General features: G+C 72.2%; 14 protein-coding genes. 4 read left to right on the plus strand and 10 right to left on the minus strand.

Translation table 11 applies throughout. From position 1 onward, the window contains the following. The first annotated feature begins 332 nt into the window (after nt 1-332). Nucleotides 333-5780, plus strand: coding sequence for a pullulanase-type alpha-1,6-glucosidase (gene pulA, locus ACFY4A_RS02025; protein ID WP_390827470.1), 5448 nt, complete (start codon nt 333-335; stop codon nt 5778-5780). Between the two features lie 35 nt (nt 5781-5815). Then, nucleotides 5816-6172 carry a 5-carboxymethyl-2-hydroxymuconate Delta-isomerase gene (locus tag ACFY4A_RS02030; RefSeq protein WP_390827471.1) on the plus strand — a complete coding sequence of 119 codons (357 nt, stop codon included), beginning with the start codon at nt 5816-5818 and terminating at the stop codon, nt 6170-6172. Here the strand turns inward: ACFY4A_RS02030 and ACFY4A_RS02035 are convergent. The 3 genes from ACFY4A_RS02035 to ACFY4A_RS02045 all read right to left on the minus strand — a co-directional run bounded on the left by ACFY4A_RS02035 (nt 6169) and on the right by ACFY4A_RS02045 (nt 9452). Next, entirely contained in the window at nt 6169-6885 is a 717-nt protein-coding gene (locus ACFY4A_RS02035; RefSeq protein ID WP_390827472.1) for a TetR/AcrR family transcriptional regulator, read from the minus strand. The two genes, ACFY4A_RS02030 and ACFY4A_RS02035, sit on opposite strands and share 4 nt — an antisense overlap. Nucleotides 6886-6977: 92 nt before the next feature. Continuing rightward, nucleotides 6978-8900, minus strand: a complete 1923-nt coding sequence (locus tag ACFY4A_RS02040; protein ID WP_390827473.1) for a hypothetical protein — start codon at nt 8898-8900, stop codon at nt 6978-6980. 51 nt (nt 8901-8951) lie between these two features. Beyond that, nucleotides 8952-9452 (minus strand): tetratricopeptide repeat protein, encoded by a 501-nt coding sequence (locus tag ACFY4A_RS02045; protein ID WP_390827474.1) that lies wholly within the window; start codon nt 9450-9452, stop codon nt 8952-8954. A gap of 157 nt (nt 9453-9609) precedes the next feature. On the opposite strand from ACFY4A_RS02045, the gene ACFY4A_RS02050 reads away from it, so the two are divergent. Further along, a complete protein-coding gene (locus tag ACFY4A_RS02050; RefSeq protein WP_390827475.1) occupies nt 9610-10014 on the plus strand; it encodes a hypothetical protein in 405 nt (134 codons plus the stop codon). Between the two features lie 87 nt (nt 10015-10101). Here the strand turns inward: ACFY4A_RS02050 and ACFY4A_RS02055 are convergent, their stop codons facing one another. From ACFY4A_RS02055 to ACFY4A_RS02080, 6 genes are all read right to left on the minus strand, one after another. Continuing rightward, complete coding sequence (locus ACFY4A_RS02055) at nt 10102-11637, minus strand: DUF1996 domain-containing protein (protein WP_390827476.1); 1536 nt, start codon at nt 11635-11637, stop codon at nt 10102-10104. Between the two features lie 414 nt (nt 11638-12051). Further along, complete coding sequence (locus ACFY4A_RS02060; RefSeq protein ID WP_390827477.1) at nt 12052-13044, minus strand: NAD-dependent epimerase/dehydratase family protein; 993 nt, start codon at nt 13042-13044, stop codon at nt 12052-12054. A 59-nt stretch (nt 13045-13103) separates the two neighbouring features. Then, a complete protein-coding gene (locus tag ACFY4A_RS02065) occupies nt 13104-13712 on the minus strand; it encodes a winged helix-turn-helix domain-containing protein (protein ID WP_390827478.1) in 609 nt (202 codons plus the stop codon). Nucleotides 13713-14056: 344 nt separating this feature from the next. Continuing rightward, nucleotides 14057-15094, minus strand: coding sequence for a glutamine synthetase (glnII, locus tag ACFY4A_RS02070; protein WP_390827479.1), 1038 nt, complete (start codon nt 15092-15094; stop codon nt 14057-14059). A gap of 229 nt (nt 15095-15323) precedes the next feature. Continuing rightward, on the minus strand, nt 15324-15983 hold the full coding sequence (locus ACFY4A_RS02075; RefSeq protein ID WP_390827480.1) for a hypothetical protein: 660 nt from the start codon (nt 15981-15983) through the stop codon (nt 15324-15326). A 140-nt stretch (nt 15984-16123) separates the two neighbouring features. Further along, nucleotides 16124-16486: an arsenate reductase family protein gene (locus ACFY4A_RS02080; RefSeq protein WP_390827481.1), complete on the minus strand. Its 363-nt coding sequence runs from the start codon at nt 16484-16486 to the stop codon at nt 16124-16126. A 260-nt stretch (nt 16487-16746) separates the two neighbouring features. Here ACFY4A_RS02080 and ACFY4A_RS02085 point away from each other — a divergent pair, with 260 nt between their 5' ends. Beyond that, complete coding sequence (locus ACFY4A_RS02085; RefSeq protein WP_390827482.1) at nt 16747-17061, plus strand: hypothetical protein; 315 nt, start codon at nt 16747-16749, stop codon at nt 17059-17061. 56 nt (nt 17062-17117) lie between these two features. Here ACFY4A_RS02085 and ACFY4A_RS02090 read toward each other — a convergent pair whose 3' ends face one another. Next, on the minus strand, nt 17118-18302 hold the full coding sequence (locus ACFY4A_RS02090; protein ID WP_390827483.1) for a winged helix DNA-binding domain-containing protein: 1185 nt from the start codon (nt 18300-18302) through the stop codon (nt 17118-17120). Between the last annotated feature and the right edge of the window lie 46 nt (nt 18303-18348).

Genomic DNA, 18348 nt, shown 5'->3' on the forward strand with positions numbered 1-18348 from the left:
CTGGACCTTTCAGCAAGAGCCTTCACGAAGAAGGAACCCCACATGACCATCCGCAGACCCCTTTCATACGCGGCCCGGCCTCGCCGGCAAGCCGACTTGCTGACGACCCGGCGCCGCTTTCCGTGACGGCGGGGCCGGCGCTTCGGTGGTGGACCATCGGTCCTTGCCGGGGCGCGGGTGAGCGGTCTCCATGAAAAAATTTGCCGTGATTTTCAGAGGTCTTGCTGTAAGGCTTGCGCAGGCGATACGGTCGCGCCCACGCCCGGCGGCGTCGTCGATGCCGGGGCGAGGGGTCGCAATCAAGTGAGCCGTACCGCCAAGGAGTTCACCCCGTGATACCGAGATGGCCGGCGCCCTCGCGGCGCCGCACCCCGTCAGGCAGACGCGTCGCCGCCGTCACCGCGGCCGCGCTCGCCGCAGCGCTCGTCCCACCGCTCACGGCGCGGGCCGCCGAAAAGCCGCCCGCACCACCCTCGGACGCGAAGCTGGCCGCCGAGCCGGCCCGGCACGACACGACCCGGGAGCAGTTCTACTTCGTCCTGCCGGACCGTTTCGCCAACGGGGACACGGCCAACGACCGGGGCGGGTTGACCGGTTCACGGCTCGTCACCGGCCACGACCCCACCGACAAGGGCTTCTACCAGGGCGGTGACCTCGAGGGACTGACGAACCGGCTCGACTACATCAAGGGTCTGGGTACCACGGCCATCTGGCTGGCGCCGATCTTCAAGAACCAGCCCGTGCAGGGGACAGGAAAGGACGCCTCGGCCGGCTACCACGGCTACTGGATCACCGACTTCACCCAGGTCGACCCGCACTTCGGCACCAACAAGGACCTCGCGACCCTCATCTCCAAGGCACACGCCAAGGGCATGAAGGTCTTCTTCGACGTCATCACCAACCACACCGCCGACGTCATCGACTACGAGGGCGGCTCGCACGAGTACCTGTCCAAGGGCGCCTTCCCGTACCTGACGAAGGACGGCCGCCCGTTCGACGACGCCGACCACGCGGACGGCACGAAGAAGTTCCCCGCCGTCGACGCCTCCTCCTTCCCGCGCACGCCGGTCGTCCCGGCCGCGAAGAAGAACGTCAAGGTCCCGTCGTGGCTCAACGACCCGACGATGTACCACAACCGCGGCGACTCCACCTACGCCGGTGAGAACTCCACCTACGGCGACTTCTCCGGCCTCGACGACCTGTGGACCGAGCGTCCCGAGGTCGTCAGCGGCATGGAGAAGATCTACGAACGCTGGGTGAAGGACTTCGGTGTCGACGGCTTCCGCATCGACACCGTCAAGCACGTCGGCATGGAGTTCTGGACCCAGTGGGCCACGGCGCTCGACAAGTACGCCGCCGCCCACGGCCGTAAGGACTTCTTCATGTTCGGCGAGGTCTACTCCGCCGACACCTCCGTGAACGCCCCGTACGTCACCGAGGGCCGCCTCGACGCCACACTCGACTTCCCGTTCCAGGACGCGTCCCGCGCCTACGTCTCCCAGGGCGGCAGCGCGAAGAGGCTCGCGGGCGTCTTCGGCGACGACTACAAGTACACGACCGACAAGGCCAACGCCTACGAGCAGGTCACCTTCCTCGGCAACCACGACATGGGCCGCATCGGGTACTTCCTCGAGCAGGACGACCCCAAGGCGACCGACGCCGAGATCCTGCGGAAGGACAAGCTCGCCAACGAACTCATGTTCCTCAGCCGCGGCAACCCCGTCGTCTACTACGGCGACGAGCAGGGCTTCACCGGCTCCGGCGGCGACAAGGACGCCCGCCAGACCATGTTCGCCTCCAAGGTCGCCGACTACCTCGACGACGGCCGGATCGGCACCGACCGCACCCACGCGAGCGACGCCTACGAGACCACCGCGCCGCTCTACCGGCAGATCGCCGATCTCGCGAAGCTCCGCAGGGACAACCCGGCCCTCACGGACGGGGTCCAGACCGAGCGCTACGCGGCGGACGGGCCCGGTGTCTACGCCTTCACCCGCACCGACGCCCGGACCGGGACCGAGTACGTCGTCGCCTTCAACAACGCGGGCGAGGCGAGGTCGGCCGCCTTCGCCACCGGCTCGGCGGGGACGACGTACCACGGGATCCACGGCACCGAGGCATCCGTGACCTCCGACGCCGACCGCAGGGTCACCGTCACCGTCCCGGCCGGATCCGCCGTCGTCCTCAAGGCCGCGGGCACCCTCGACCGGCCCGCCACCAAACCGGCCGTCACCCTCACGCCCCCCGCCGCGGGCGCCACCGGCACCGTCGAGCTGAGCGCCGACGTCACCGGCGGGCAGCTCAACCGGGTCGTCTTCGCCGCTCAGACCGGGAGCGGCCCCTGGAAGGTGCTCGGCTCCGCCGACCACGCCCCCTACCGGGTCACCCAGACCCTGGCCCGGACCGTCCCGGCCGGCACCGCCCTGCGCTACAAGGCGGTCGTCGTCGACTCCGCCGGCCGCACGGCGAGCGCGACCGCGGCGTCCACCACCGGCACCCCGCCGGCCCCCGAGGTCCCCACCGCCTCCTCCCGCGACTACGCGGTCGTCCACTACAAGCGCGCCGACGGCGACTACGCGAACTGGGGCCTGTACGCCTGGGGCGACCTCGCCGACGGCGAGTCGACCACCTGGCCGAACAGCCACCCGTTCACCGGCCGGGACGCCTACGGCGCCTTCGCCCACGTCAAGCTGAAGCCGGGCGCCTCCGACGTCGGCTTCCTGGTCATCGACAAGGACGGCGACAAGGACGTCTCCGCCGACCGGTCCATCGACGTCACCAGGACCGGCGAGGTCTGGGTCGAGCAGGGCAAGGAGGCCGTGCAGACGGCCCGGCCCGCCGACTACCCGGCGCAGGACACGACCAAGGCGGTCCTCCACTACCACCGCGCCGACGGGACCTACGACGGCTGGGGCCTGCACGTCTGGACCGGCGCCGCCGACCCCACCGACTGGTCGAAACCCCTCCAGCCGGTCGAGACTGATGCGTATGGCGCGGTCTTCGAGGTACCGCTCACCGACGGTGCCACCAGCCTCAGCTACATCATCCACAAGGGCGACGAGAAGGACCTGCCCGCCGACCAGTCCCTGGACCTCAAGGCGGCCAACGGCCACGAGGTGTGGCTGATGAGCGGCCAGGACAAGCCGCTGCTGCCGCAGCCCACCGGCGGCGCGGGCGCCCTCGACCTCACCACCTCGAAGGCGATCTGGATCGACCGGGACACGGTGGCCCTCAAGGGCGTGGAAGGCGCAGCCTCCACCCAGCTGGTCTACTCCCACGACGGCTCGATCACCGTCCAGGACGGGACCCTGACCAGCGATGACGAGCGCTGGCTGCGACTGGCGAGGACCACGCTCACCGACGCGCAGAGGACGAAGTTCCCGCACCTGAAGGACTACACCGCCTGGTCCGTCGACCCCCGCGACCGCGCCCGGGTCCGCGAGGCCCTGCGCGGCCAGGTCGTCGCCTCCCAGCGGGCCGCTGGGGGTACCTCCCAGGCGTCAAGCTCTGGGGGAGGCGCCGTGCTCGCGGCGACGGGCGTCCAGCTCGCCGGCGTGCTCGACGACGTGTACGGCACCTCGGCCACCGAGGCGCAGCTCGGCCCCGTCTTCCACCAGGGCCGGCCCACGCTGAGCGTGTGGGCGCCGACCGCGCAGAGCGTGGCCCTGGAGCTGGGCGGCAAGGCGGTCGCCATGCACCGGGACGACACGACCGGCGTCTGGTCCGTCACAGGCCCGGCGTCGTGGAAGAACAAGCCCTACCGGTATGTCGTGAAGGTGTGGGCGCCCACCGTCCGCAAGGTGGTCACCAACAAGGTCACCGACCCGTACTCGGTCGCCCTCACCGCGAACTCCGAGCGCAGCCTCGTCGTCGACCTGGACGACCGGGCGCTGGCCCCGAACGGCTGGTCGGGCCTGGCCAAGCCCAAGGCCGTACCACTCCGCGACGCCCAGATCCAGGAGCTGCACATCCGGGACTTCTCCGTCGCGGACAGGACGGTCCCGGCCGGGGACCAGGGCACCTACCTGGCCTTCACCGACAAGAACAGCGACGGCTCCCGGCACCTGCGGGAGCTGGCGAAGGCGGGCACGTCGTACGTGCACCTGCTGCCCGCCTTCGACATCGCCACCATTCCGGAGAAGAAGGCCGACCAGGCGGCCCCGGACTGCGACCTGGCCTCCTACCCGGCCGACTCCGAGCGGCAGCAGGCGTGCGTGGCGAGGACCGCCGCGAAGGACGCCTACAACTGGGGCTACGACCCCTACCACTACACGGTCCCCGAGGGCTCCTACGCCACCGACCCGGACGGCACGGCCCGTACCGTCGAGTTCCGGCAGATGGTCAAGGCGCTCAACCAGGACGGGCTGCGGGTCGTCATGGACGTCGTCTACAACCACACGGCCGCCGCCGGCCAGGCGGACACCTCCGTGCTCGACAAGGTCGTGCCCGGCTACTACCAGCGGCTCCTCGCCGACGGCTCGGTGGCCAACAGCACCTGCTGCGCGAACACCGCGCCCGAGAACGCCATGATGGGCAAGCTGGTCGTGGACTCGGTCGTCACCTGGGCCCGGCAGTACAAGGTCGACGGCTTCCGCTTCGACCTCATGGGCCACCATCCCAAGGCCAACATGCTCGCCGTCCGCAAGGCGCTCGACGCGCTCACGCCCGAGAAGGACGGCGTGGACGGCAGGGACATCATCCTGTACGGAGAGGGCTGGAACTTCGGCGAGGTCGCCGACGACGCGAGGTTCGTCCAGGCCACGCAGCGGAACATGGCGGGCACGGGCATCGCGACCTTCTCCGACCGGGCCCGTGACGCGGTCCGCGGCGGCGGCCCCTTCGACGACGACCCGGGCATCCAGGGCTTCGCCTCCGGCCTCTACACCGACCCCAACTCCTCCCCGAGCAACGGCACCGGGGCCGAGCAGAAGGCCCGCCTGCTGCACTACCAGGACCTCATCAAGGTCGGTCTGAGCGGCAACCTCGCCGCGTACCGCTTCACCGACACCAGCGGCAAGGAGGTCACCGGCGCCGAGGTCGACTACAACGGCGCGCCCGCCGGATACGCGGACGCCCCCGGCGACGCCCTCGCCTACGCCGACGCGCACGACAACGAGTCCCTGTTCGACGCCCTCGCCTACAAGCTGCCGTCCTCCGCTGGCGCGGAGGACCGGGCCCGGATGCAGGTACTGGCCATGGCGACGGCCGCGCTGTCGCAGGGTCCCGCACTGTCCCAGGCCGGGACCGACCTGCTGCGCTCGAAGTCCCTCGACCGCAACTCCTACGACAGCGGCGACTGGTTCAACGCCATCCACTGGAACTGCGCCGACGGCAACGGCTTCGGCCGCGGGCTGCCCATGGCGGCCGACAACCAGGACAAGTGGCCGTACGCCAAGCCGCTGCTCACCTCCGTCTCGGTGGGCTGCCCGCAGATCCAGGGGGCCTCGGCCGCGTACCGGGACCTGCTGCGCATCCGCACCACGGAGCAGGCCTTCTCCCTGGCCACGGCCGCGCAGGTGCAGCGGAAGCTGTCCTTCCCGCTGTCGGGTGGCAACGAGACGCCCGGCGTGATCACCATGAGGCTCGGTGACCTCGTCGTGGTGTTCAACGCCACGCCCGAACAGCAGCGCCAGCGCGTCGCGGAACTCGCGGGAACCGGCTACCGGCTGCACCCGGTGCAGGCGGCGGGCGCCGATCCGGTGGTGAAGGCCTCGTCGTACGAGAGGGCGACCGGGACGTTCACGGCCCCGGCGCGTACGGTCGCGGTGTTCAGGAACTAGCGCGGGTCCCCGGTCGACCCGGAACAGGAGTGCTCATGCCGCAGATCACCGTCGACTACTCCGAGCGGTTGGCCGACGCCTTCGACCGGAGTGCCTTCGCGCGGGAGCTGCACGCCCGCACGGTCGGGATCGCGGCCGCCAAGCCCCCGGCGTGCAAGACGCAGTTCCGCCGGACCGAGGACACCGCCGTCGGTCCGGACACCGAGGGGCACGCGATCGTGCACGTCACCATCGGCCTGCTGGCCGGCCGCACCGACGAGACCAAGGCACGCCTGACGGAGGCGGTCCTCGAAGCGCTGCGGCAGCATGTGAAGCCGGTCGACGGCCTGGCCCTGCACGCGTCGGCCGAGGTGCGCGACCTCGACGCCTCGTACCGGAAGTTCGACGCCTAGGAGGCGAGACCGACGAGCCGGCTGACCAGGTCCACGAAGGGGCCCTCGGCCGGCTCGTCCTTGAAGATCCGGCGCATGAGCGCGCCCATCTCCTCGTCGTGGGCGGCGCTGACGGCGACGAGCGCGCCGAAGTCGTGCACCAGCTGGAGCTCCAGCTCGGCGCGCGGGATGCGCCGGCCGTCCAGCCAGATCAGCGCCGTCGACTCCGCGAGCGAGATCCACGAGCGGACGACCAGTTCCAGCCGTGCGGGCGGCTCCTCGACCCCGAGATGCGAAAGGATCTGGTCGTACGCGGCCTGCCGGACGGAGTCGATGAGCGCGTTCGTCGTCGACGTTGTGCTCAACAAGCGGGTTCCGCCCGCGGGGACGGCCGGGCCGCCGCGCATCAGGGCCGAGAATCCGGGCCCGTGCTCGTCCACGAAGTCGAAGAACCGGCGCATCACCCGCAGCAGCCGCGCCCCCAGCGGGCCCTCGTGCGGCTCCGAGAACCGGCCCGCCAGATCGTCCGATGCACGTTTCAACGCGGCCTCGTACAGGCTGAGTTTGCCCGGGAAGTAGTGGTAGACCAGCGGGCGCGAGATGCCCGCCGCCGACGCTATCTCGTCGATGGAGACCTCGTCGGGCGAGCGGCGGCTGAACAGTTCGAGGGCGACGCCGATCAACTGCTGCCGTCGTTCCTCGACCCCCATCCTGCGGCGAACCCCGGTAGTCATACGAACACCTTACCGATCGATTCCGGCCCCCGAACGGGCCGGAGAGGACCGACCGCGGTGTTCGGCCCCGGTCACGCCGCCACGCCGGCCGGTCACTTCTGGCGCAGCACGTCGACGGACCTGCCGTCGTCCAGCGTTCCCCTCAGGTCGGCCTGGGCTCCCTGCCGGGTCCGTACGGCGAGCAAGCGGCCCTGGGAGGAGGCGCGGACCCCGCCCGTGGCGCTGATCGAGGCGGTGTCCCGGCTGCCGGCCGCGAGCAGGTACCAGGTGCCCGCCTGCGACTTCCACAGCACCCCGGCCAGCACGTGCGGATCGCGGGCGCCGCACGCCGGCACGTTCTCGGCCTGGGCCGCGACCGCCGCGTACTTCCCGCCGGGGGTGTGGAACTGCGCCAGCACCCGGGGCCCGTCGCCGCGCCAGGTCTCGGCCCGGGTGCACACCCACGAGGCCGTGCCGGTCGCGTCGGGCAGCGGCTGCTCGGCGTACGCCCAGGCGTTGACCGAGCGGACGCCCTGTGCGCGCACGGAACCCAGTGAGCAGGCCAGCGGCGCCCAGGCGCGCAGCCCCGCCGCGCCGGACACCTCCTGCGGGGTGTCCGGGCGGCCCGTGGTGAGGCGGGCGGGGGCCAACTCGCCGAGGTCGGCCAGGACATGCGTGCCGGGTTCGCCGGTCAGCTGGAGCACGTTCCACGAGGTGCAGGCACCGGTCTGCTGGACCGGGCCGGCCAGGGGCCCGGTGACTCCGTCCGTGAGACCGAGGTCCATCGCCCCCGCGTCCGGCTTGAGCAGGTCCCGCTCGGCCGCCGCCTTCACCCAGGGCGCCGTCAGATAGCGGACGTTGCGGTCGGAGCGGCCCAGCACCACCGCGCTCGCCTCCGTGCCGGCGGCGCCGTCGACCCGGGCGAAGTCGAGAGCGGCCCCGGCCGCGGTGTCCTTCGGCTCGGCGTAGCGGGCGATGCGCAGGCCGTCGTAGAAGAGCACCACGCGCGCGTTGTCGACGTCGCCGGCGTAGAGCAGTTGCGGTGGTCCCGCGGGGCCGCCCGAGGCGGTGCCGGGGGTGGCCGAGACCCGTACGGACCCGCCGGGGCGGGCCCAGACGGCGAGGGCGCGGCGCAGCAGGGCCGTGTCGCCGGTCAGGCCGCCGCGGGCCGGCCACACGGAGAGGTCCAGCCGCGCGGAGGTCCGCCAGGCGGTGGGGGCGATCCTGATCAGCCTGCCCGGGTCCAGGGCGGCCTCGGCGGACGGGTTGTGCGCGTAGGCGGGCTCGGCGGCGCCGTCGGGGCCCCAGCCGCCGCCCGGCAGGGCGACCAGCGCACCGGACACGGTGAGGGCCGCCGCCGCGGCGAGCGCGGCCCTGGTGCGCTGCCTGCGCCGCTTGAGGTCGGTGGGCCGGGCCTGCAACGAGCAGGGGTCGAACTCGGGGGAGTCGAGGAGCGCGTACTGGGCGGGCAGGCGGTCGGCCTGGCGCAGCGCGGCGCCCGGGTCGGCCACGCCGGCGGCCTTCAGCACCTCCCGAACGGCGGGGTCCGGGAGCCTTTCCAGGCCGCGCAGGACATAGGCGGCACGGGCCGGTCCGGACAGGGTCGCCAGCTTCTGGTCCAGGGCGAGTTCGTCGGCGCCGCCCGAGCGCGGGAACAGGCGCAGGCCCCACACCAGGGGCAGCAGCGGCGGCAGTTGTGCGCGTCCGGGCCGGACCCTGCGCCGGAGCGGGCGGCCCGCCCCCAGTGCCGTGCGGATCACGTGGAGGCGGACGAAGGCGTAGCCCGGGTCGGACTCGCGGCCGGCCGACTGGGCCGGGATCACGGACGCCGAGGCCCGGCCGCGCGGCAGCGCCCGCTGTGCCAGCGCGTGCGCGGTGAGCACGCGGCGGCCCCGTCCGAGTCCGGGCGGCAGCACCAGATAGGCGAGCCGGACCAGCCGCGGATAGTGCTCGAGGAGCGCGGCCTCGGCCCGCTCGGCATCGACGACCGGCCCGGGGGAGGACTTGTGGCGCGGGGCGACATCCTGTGACTGCACGTCCAGGCAAACGAGCGAGCCGATCCTTGGTCACACCGCGGTCCGGTGGTCTCAGTCCTCCCGCTCGACCAGCAGCCGGGCGTAGTTGGCCATCGAGCGCTGGTAGCGGGGCAGGTGGGGCGCGAGGGCGCCGAGGACGAGCGACAGGCCCTCGCGGTCACGGCCGAGACTGGACAGGCACAGGGCCAGACACGCCCGGACGGCGTCGTCCAACTCGTCGCAGGACGCGTCAAGTTCTGGCGTGAGCAGCTTGACGCCCTCCTCCGGCCGGCCGATGTTCCGCAGCGAGCTGGTCAGTTGGATCCTGGTCCGGCGGCCCCGGTAGCCGCTCAGGCCGCGCGCCAGCGCCTCCTGGTAGAGCGGCACCGCCCGGTCCGAGTGGCCGGTGGAGTCCCAGGCGCAGGCCTGCTCGAACGGGCCGAGCGGGCTGCCGTCCGGCAGTTCGGCGACGAGCGCGTCGATCCGCGCCCGGAACGAGGGCGCCTCGTGCTCGGAGTAGTCGTCGAAGCGGGCCCAGGCGGCGGCCACGCGGTCTTCCCAGTCCTGGTTCACCGGCTCACGTTCGCACGCGCGTTCAGGCGCCGTCCACCTGATTGAGCGCTGTGCGCGCCGGAGCCGTATCGGAGGGCGGCCCCTGCCGGGGCCCGGTACGGCATGCCTGTGGCTCGTGCCGCCGGGAACGGAGTGCCGGAAGCGACCGGAGGAACAGATGAGGGTGACCCGACCGATGCTCGCGGTGGCCGGTGTCGCGGCGGCACTGGCGCTGACGGGGTGCGGCTCCGGCGACGGCGCGGCGGCGGAGGTGCCGCCGACGGCGACCGGCAGCCTGGAGAGCCTGGCCGCCGAGGTGAAGTGCGAGCCGGACATGCAGACCGACGCCGACACCATCCGGCAGGCGATCTGCACCAACGCCACCGGCAGGTTCGTCCTCGCCACCTTCGCCACCGACCGCGGCCGGCGGGAGTGGATCGACGAGGCCAAGGACTACGGCGGCTCCTACCTCGTCGGCCGCAAGTGGGTCGCCGTCGGCGACAGCGGCGTGGTCACCGCGCTGCGCGCCACCCTCGGCGGTGACGTGGAGACCGGCACCGACCACAGCGCCCACGGCGGCTGAGCCGCCCCCACTCACGGCCAAACGGCGAAGGCCGGCGGCGGGATCTCCCGCCGCCGGCCTTCCTCGATGGATCAACGGCTCAGTGCGTCACTTGCAGTTCCGGCCCGAGTTGATGCAGTTGGCGATCTTGTTCGCGAGGCCGCCGTTCGTGATGTTGATGAAGTCGTCGTGGTCGGTGGCCGCCTTGTGGAGCTGCTCCGGGAAGCCGTCGACCGCGTAGGCGTTCTTCACCACGCCGTTCTCGACGGCCGGCTGCGGCACGTCGTAGACCAGGCGCATCATCAGTTGCGGGATGGCCTTGAAGCCGCTGGGGCAGTTGCCGCGCTCGTCGGCGAAGGCCACGTGCGTACGGTGGTTGGCGCTGTCGGTGTTCTGCCCGTCCCAGCAGCTCTGGAAGGCGAACGTGCGGACCATCCTGCTGCCCTGCGGGCAGATCGGGTACTGCTCCGTCAGCTGGACCTTGTTCTCGAAGCCGGTGCAGCTCCAGTGCGCGTTGGCGTTGGCCAGACCGTTGGTCGTGGTCTTGGCGTCACCGGTGATGATGCGCAGGAACTGCGGCATGGCGACGACCTTGCCGGTCGGGCTGCCCACGTACTTGATCTGTGCCTGCAGGGGCTTCAGGATCCGGCCGACGTTGCCCTCCTTGCCACCGCCGTCCGCGTCCTGGTCGAAGTCCTGCGTGCCGTCCTGGACCCGGACCACCGGCCAGTAGTACGACGACAGGTCATTCTTGTTCCGGCAGCTGGTGCCGCCCTGGAGGAACGTGTCGTTGCTCGCGAACGCGTCGATCTTCTGGTTGCCGACGTAGTCGTGCAGGTGGTGGGCGCCGTTGGCCACGCCGGGCGCCACGATCACATTGTCGGTGTTGTGGTTGCCGTTGGCGTTCACACCGCAGCGCGTGGTGAAGGAACCGGTCGACGCGTTGCGGTTCTTGCGCGGCTTGGCCGGGACGTTGGGCTGGACCGTGGTGATGTCCACGAAGTCCGCCGCGACCGGGCCGTTTCCGGCCTGACCGCCGATGCCCTGCTGCCCGTCGCCGCCCTGCTGGCCGCCGTCGCTCTGGCCGCCGTTGCCGCCCGGCTGCCCGGTGTCCTGCCCGGTGTCCTGGCCGGCCTCGTCGGCGCCCGCGCCCGTCTGGTTCTGCTCGGCGGGGGTGCCGGTGCAGGGTGCGAGATCGTCGAGGTCGCCGGGGGTGTTGCCGCCGACCCGGGTGATCTCCAGCTTGATCCGGTCGAGGATCACCTTCCGCCGGTCCTTCAGCGGACCCAGGATGGAGTTGCGGACGAAACTCGCGTCCCTGGCCTGTGCGTCGCGCGTGGTCGCCAGCCGCTGGTACGCCTCGGTGATCTGCTGGTCGAGCGTGGCGAGTTCGCCGTCGACCTCTCCACGGGCCTGCTCCGGCACGGCGGTGAGCTCCTGGCCGACGTCCGGGCACGAGATCGTCGCGACCTGCGCGTTGACGGCCTTCGTCCGGTTGCCTCCCCACGCGTCGTTCTTCGACTCGTGCGCGGATGCGTAGTAGTTCGCCCAGACAATCCCGCCCCCACCGAGCGCCAGGGCCGCCGCCCCGGCTATGGCCTTGGTGGCCGGCGGCATTCGGCGTTTGCGTGTGTTGCGTCCCATGGAACTCCTCTGACTTCCTTGCGGGGCAGCATCGAGGCGCCCGACAGGGGTGAAGCGGCTCCCATGGATACGGAAGCGGTCCCGGGGGTGTTCAGCCGACCCACGAATTGATGCGCGATCCGTGGGTCAATCAGGTCACAACTGCCCCTATTCTGCTGCGAGTTGCAGCAGCATCGGCGGGCACCCGGACCGCCTGGTGCCGCGGCAGGCAACGTTCGCCCGTCAAGGAGCGGCCTCCGGCGCGTGCTCTGGAGGTCCCCCTGCTCGGAGAGCTTGGGGGAGTGCCGGCCGGAAGTCCTCGTAGTGGACGTACTTGGGCCTTCGGCCGGTGCGGCGAGTGGGTGACCCCCTGCTCGAAGAGCTCGGGGGAACGTGCCGGGGGTCGCGACGGCGCGAACGTCGCCTGTCGGGGCACTAGAGCCCGAGCACCTTCGCCTCCAGGGCCGGATCCACGCCCACCGGAGGCCGGTCCGGCCGCTGGGGGGCCGTACCGCCAAGGGCCTGGAGCCAGGCCCAGGTGTCCGCGACCGTCTCGGTCACGGGACGGCAGCGCAGACCGGTCGCCAGAGCCCGGCTGACATCGGCGCCGTGCAGCGCGTGGTGGCCCTCGCTGCCCGGTGGCATCCACACCGGCAACTCCGTCCAGGGCTCGATGCCCGCGGCGAGAACCGTCTCCGGATCGGTCCAGCGCAGCTCGGCGTCGGCGCCGGTGGCCCGCACGCAGGCCTCCAGCAGCTCGCCCATCGTCGCGTGCCCCTGCGGGCTGATCATGTTGTACGGCCCGCTCAGCTCCCGCTCCACCGCGCCGAGGATCCACGCGGCGAGGTCGCGGACGTCGATGTACTGAAGGGGCAGGTCCCGCGGACCGGGCGCCAGTACGGGGCCGCCCCGGGCGATCCGGTTCAGCCACCACGGCAGCCGCCCGATGTTCTCGTGCGGTCCGAGGATCAGCCCGGCCCGTACGAGCACCGAGCGGTCCGCCCCGAAGGCCTCCACCGCGGCCAGCTCGGCGCCGAGCTTGTCCTGCGGGTAATCCGTCTGCTCGGCACCGGCCTCGGCGCCCTCCACCAGCGGGGCCGTCTCGGTGTAGCCGGCGGGCGGGGCCCAGGCGTACACCGAGCAGGTCGACACGTACACGTACCGGCCGGCGCGGTCCCGCAGCAGCCGCGCCGCGTCCCTGACCGCGCGGGGCGCGGCCGACCAGGTGTCGACGACCGCGTCCCACGCGCCGTCCGCCAGGGCCGCGAGCCCGTCGGGCGCGGTGCGGTCGCCGTGCAGCGACCGCACCCCGGGAACGGGCGCGTGCCGCCCCCGGTTCAGGACCGTCACATCCCAGCCGCGCCCGGCCGCCGCCTCGGCGACGGCCCGCCCCGCGAACTCCGTACCACCCAGCACCAGAAGTCTCATACCGGTGACTGTGCCCGTCCGGGCCGTGGCAGGGAACCGGATTCTGCCCTCGGCAGAGGTCAACGTCCGGTCGGCGGAGCGTACTTGTAGCCTACGCGGCGTACGGTCTGGATCGCCCTGCGGTGCTCGGTGCCCAGTTTGCGGCGCAGCCGGGCGATGTGGACGTCGACGGTGCGGCCGTCGCCCACATGGCCGTAGCCCCAGACCGTGGTGACCAGCTGGTCGCGGCTGTGCACCCGGTGTGGGTGGGCCACGAGGTGGGCCAGCAGCTCGAACTCCAGGAAGGTGAGGTCGAGTTCGCGCCCGTCCGCCTCCGCGATCCGCCGTACGGTGTCGATGCGGACGAGCGGGTCGCCGGCACCGTGCGCGGTGTCGCCGTCCGCCCCGGCCTCCGGGTGGTCCGGCACCGCCACCGACAGGAACGGCGGCTGCTGGTCGGCGGGCACGAGCACCAGGTAGCCGACCATCGGCGGCCGGCCCGGCAGCCTGGGCAGGGCGTGCTGCGGAGCCGGCAACCAGGTGGCGCCGGGCGGCAGGAGATCGGCGATCTCCACGACCTCGTCCCGGTCCACGGCCCGAAGCCGGTGCCGTGCGGCAGCGGGGTAGGGGGAGCGGGAGGAGGCGGGGGCGGGAAGGGCGGCTTCGGTCAGAGAACGGGTGGTCGCCATGACAGGTCAGCTCTTTCGCGGGAGAGGTTCGCCGGGGGACCGACGGCCGCGAGTTCGTGGTCGGGCGCGTCGGGACGTACGTCGTTCCGCGCTGGCCGGAGGCCGGGGTGTACGGCTTTACCGGGCCCGCGCGTTCGGCGCGCGGCAACAGAGCCGGTCGAAGTCGTGGTGCTGACGGGAGGGCCAGAACGGCTCGAGGTCGTCGCGACTCTTCGCGACGCACTTCCGGAAGCCGACCATGCCCCCATTGAAGCAGACCCCGTGTCCGGACCGGACCCTCTTCTCACTGCGCGGACACCTCCCGGCGGCAAGCCGGCGCCCGGCGGCCGCGCCACCCGTGCGGATCAGACCTGCCCGGCCTTCTCCAGGGCGGTGCAGCAGGTGTCGATCAGCAGGCGCGTGACGACGTACGGGTCGACGTTGGCGTTCGGCCGGCGGTCCTCGATGTAGCCCTTGCCGTCCCGCTCGACCTGCCAGGGGATGCGGACCGAGGCGCCGCGGTCGCCGACGCCGTAGGAGTACGCGTCCCACGGGGCGGTCTCGTGCAGGCCGGTGAGGCGGTCGTCGATCCCGGCCCCGTAGTTCTTGACGTGGTCCATCGGCCTGGAGCCCTCGCCGAGCGCCTCGCACGCGGTGATGATCGCGGCGTAGCCCTCGGGGCCCTCGCGCATCGCCCTGGTGGAGAAGTTGGTGTGGGCGCCGGCGCCGTTCCAGTCGCCCTTGACCGGCTTGGGGTCGAGGGTGGCGGAGATGCCGTGGCCCTCGGCGGTGCGGTAGAGCAGCCAGCGGGCCACCCACAGCTGGTCGGCGACCTGGAGCGGGGACAGCGGGCCGACCTGGAACTCCCACTGGCCCGGCATGACCTCGGCGTTGATGCCGGAGATGCCGAGCCCCGCCGTCAGGCAGTTGTCCAGGTGGGCCTCGACGATCTCCCGGCCGAAGATCTCGTCGGCGCCGACACCGCAGTAGTAGCCGCCCTGCGGGGCCGGGAAGCCGCCCTCGGGGAAGCCGAGCGGGCGGGAGCCGTCGAAGAAGGTGTACTCCTGCTCGATGCCGAAGACCGGCTCCTGCGCGGCGAACCGCTCCGCGATCTCGGCCAGCGCGCCCCGCGTGTTGGACGGGTGCGGGGCGAGCGTGATGTCGAGGACCTCGCACAGCACGAGGATGTCGTCGCCGCCGCGGATCGGGTCCGGGCAGGAGAAGACCGGCCTCAGGACGCAGTCGGAGGAGCGTCCCTCGGCCTGGTTGGTGGAGGACCCGTCGAAGCCCCAGAGCGGCAGCTCGGCGCCCTTGGCGCCGTCGCCGAGGATCTTCGTCTTGGAACGCAGCTTGGCCGTCGGCTCGGTGCCGTCGATCCAGATGTACTCAGCCTTGAAGGTCACGGGCCACTTCCTCCGGGGTCTCACTCGCGCGCGCTCACGGGCGCGGCGACGCCGCGGCACGGTGCGCCGCGGCGGCTGTTCAGCAGCCTGTCAAGGAGCGGTTTCCCGGCCATTGCCCGAATGTGAACCCCGTGTTACCCGGCCTGGTTGTGCCGCGGTTCACGCGGTGCTTGCGAGGGCCCGCCGCTCCCGGACGGGAACAGCGGGCCCTCGCCCATGGGGGCGGGCGTCAGCCCACCTTCTCGATCAGCGCGCGCCGGATCAGGAACTTGCCCGGCTCCCTGACCTCCTCGAAGGCCGCGTCGTTGAGCAGGACGCAACTGCCGGAGACGGACGTGACCTTCACCGTGGTGGACTTGTTGTTGTCCAGGTTGGTGACCTTCAGCGTGGTGCCGGCCGGGAACTGGTTGCTGGACGCGGCCGGTGCGCCGCCCTCGCCGGAGAGCGTCACCGTGGAGCCCTGGCACACCTGCCGGCCGGACGCGGCGACGTCGCCGTCGGCGTTTCCGGCGTTTCCGGACCGCTGGCCGGCCTCCTGACCGTTCTGCTGCCCGGCCTGGGAGTCCTGAACCGACTCCCCCACCGTGCACCCGGACGCGGCCTGCTTGCGCTTGATCTCCTCGATGACCGCCTGCCGGTTGGCGATCCGCGCTTCGGACAGCGCGTCCGGGTCGGCCCACTGGCCGTCGATGAACTTCTGGTTGTTGCCGAGGGCGGTGGCGAGCCCCTGACAGACCGTCGAGTCCGCTGCGGACAGGATCCGCGGGGCCTCCGGCTGGGCGGCGTTGGACGTGGCGGCCAGGGCGAAGGCCCCGCCGCCGGCCACCGCCGCGGCCGTGACCAGCAGCGCGACCTTCTTCTTCGTGCTGACGGTTCGCCTACGCGACATGCGCGCCTCCTGAAGAGGTGGGGGAGCGTACGCCGCTGGGTACGGAATGCCGAACGAGGTTACTCAGCGGTTGCGGTACCAGTTGAAGTGACCTGTGTCACCCGGGAGTTGGCGGCGCCGCGTGCCGCGCCCGGCGGCGCTCACCCGCGCCCGAGCGCGTCCCGCACCGCTTCCTCGGTCCGCGCCACGACGGCGGTGCCGTCGTCGGCCGTGATGATCGGACGCTGGATCAGCTTCGGGTGCTCGGCCAGCGCCGCGATCCAGCGCTCGCGCGCCCCGGCGTCCCGCGGCCAGTCCTTCAGCCCCAGCTCCTTCGCGACGTCCTCCTGCGTCCGGGTGATGTCCCACGGCTCGAGTCCCAGCCGCCCGAGCACCGCCCGGATCTCCTCCGCGGTCGGGACGTCCTCCAGATAGCGGCGCACGGTGTACTCGGCACCCTCGGCGTCGAGCAGCCCGATGGCGCTGCGGCACTTCGAACAGGCCGGATTGATCCAGATCTCCATGCGGCCACGGTACGCGAAGGACCCACGGGAGACGGATACGGGCAACCGCTGCGGAAACTGCCGCCGATACCGCCGCGGAGACCGATGCGGAGACCGCCGCTGAAAACCCGTGGAAACCCGTCTCCCGCCTGCGTCACTCCAGCCCCGAAAGCCCTTGTGGCCAGGGCGTTTTGTCAGTGCCGGGCAGTAGAATTGAAGCAGTGTTCGAGAGCGTCGCCGGGGCCCCTTCGCGGCGCTCCCACCGCGACAGGAGGATGCCTGTGGCCGCTGCCGCACTGAAGCCGAAGCCGTTGCCGACCCAGTCCACCGCGAAGCGTCCCGTCCGGCTCGACCTGCCCTACGAACCCGTCGCGAAGCGGCCGTTGCCGCCGGGGCGTCCGCGTGAGTGGTACGTCATCCACAACCGCCGTCTGAAGGCGATGCGGCTCGCCATCGCCCTGCTCGACTCGGGCGTCTACCTGCCGCACCAGGCCCGCGACGAGACGATACGCGGCATCGCCGAACTCATCGGCGTGCACCCGCCGTCGAACTCGACGTGTCACATGGTGCGGGCGCTGATGCGGTACTCGCGCTGAGCCCGACACCGGGCGCCCCGCGGACGCGGGGTGCCCGGCCCCACCTACGCCATCACCTACGCCGCCAGCTCCTTCTCCAGCGGTGTGCGGAAGCGCGGTGTCACCCGCGTCGGGCCGAGCCGGCTCTCCAGCTCCCGCGCCTGCCGGGCGATCGCCGCCTCCGCCTCCGCGCCCACCCCTTCCCGGTCCAGGATCCGCCAGACGACCTCGCCGTCGGGGTGCTGGGCCCAGGCCCCGACGACCCGGCCGTTCCACCACACCGTCGGGCCGACGTTGCCGCTGCCGTCGAACAGGGCCGGCCGCAACCGGGGCGCGAGGTACCAGTCCCGGTGCTGCCAGCCCATCGCCGTGGGGTCGAGGCCGGGCAGCAGGGCCGCCCACGGCTCCTCCGGCCCGGCCACCGGGGCGACGTCGTCCTCGGTGACGTACGCCGTGCCCTCGTCCACCCTCACCTCACGCGCCCCCGCCGCGGCCAGCGCCCGCCGCACGTCCGTCACCCGCCACCCCGTCCACCACTTCAGGTCGGCCTCGGTCGCCGGGCCGCAGGCCGCGAGCCAGCGGCGCAGCAGGTCGCTCTGGGCGGCGGCGACGTCCAGTTCGGGGTGCTCGGGCGCGAGGGCCCAGCGGAACTGCGTGGACGTCCAGGAGCCGAGCGGCCGGCCCCGGACCACCTTGCCCTCCACGCCCAGGACACGCAGCAGCCGCGAGGAGACCGAGTGCACGCCCTCGTAGCTCTTCCCGGCCGCGTACGCGAACTGCTCCCGCAGACGCGGCTCGTCCTGGGCGAGCTCGGCGGCCGTGGCCTGCCCGCGGCGGGCCAGCGCGGCCAGGGTCGACTCCTCGACCTCCTTCAGCCAGGCGGCGTCCGGCGCGCCCGCCTTCGCCATGTCCTTGATCAGGGCGGCGCGGGCGCGGGCGGCGACGGCGATACCGGTCGAGGCGTGGACGACGGCGGTCAGCTCCGCCGGGAAGACGAAGATCGTGTGCCGCATGCCGTGCATCCGCACCAGCGTGCGGTCCTCGTACAGCGCGCGCTCCGTCTGCGGCACCGTCCCGGCCGGCTCCGCCAGGCGGGCGCCCACGCCCAGGTACACCGTCGCCGGGTCCGTTCCGTGCAGTGCCACCAGCGCCCGGGCGACCTCCTCCGGCGTCCCCGCCCGCGTCCCGGCGGCCAGCCGGTGCCGCAGGGCCAGCCTGGCCCGTCGCTCCGTCACGTCGATGTACCGGGGCTCCCCGCCCATGAGACCTCCGCCCGTAGTGGTGCCTGACGGCATCCTGCCCGACACC

Source organism: Streptomyces sp. NPDC001292, from assembly GCF_042896465.1.
In the GTDB taxonomy this organism is placed as follows: domain Bacteria; phylum Actinomycetota; class Actinomycetes; order Streptomycetales; family Streptomycetaceae; genus Streptomyces.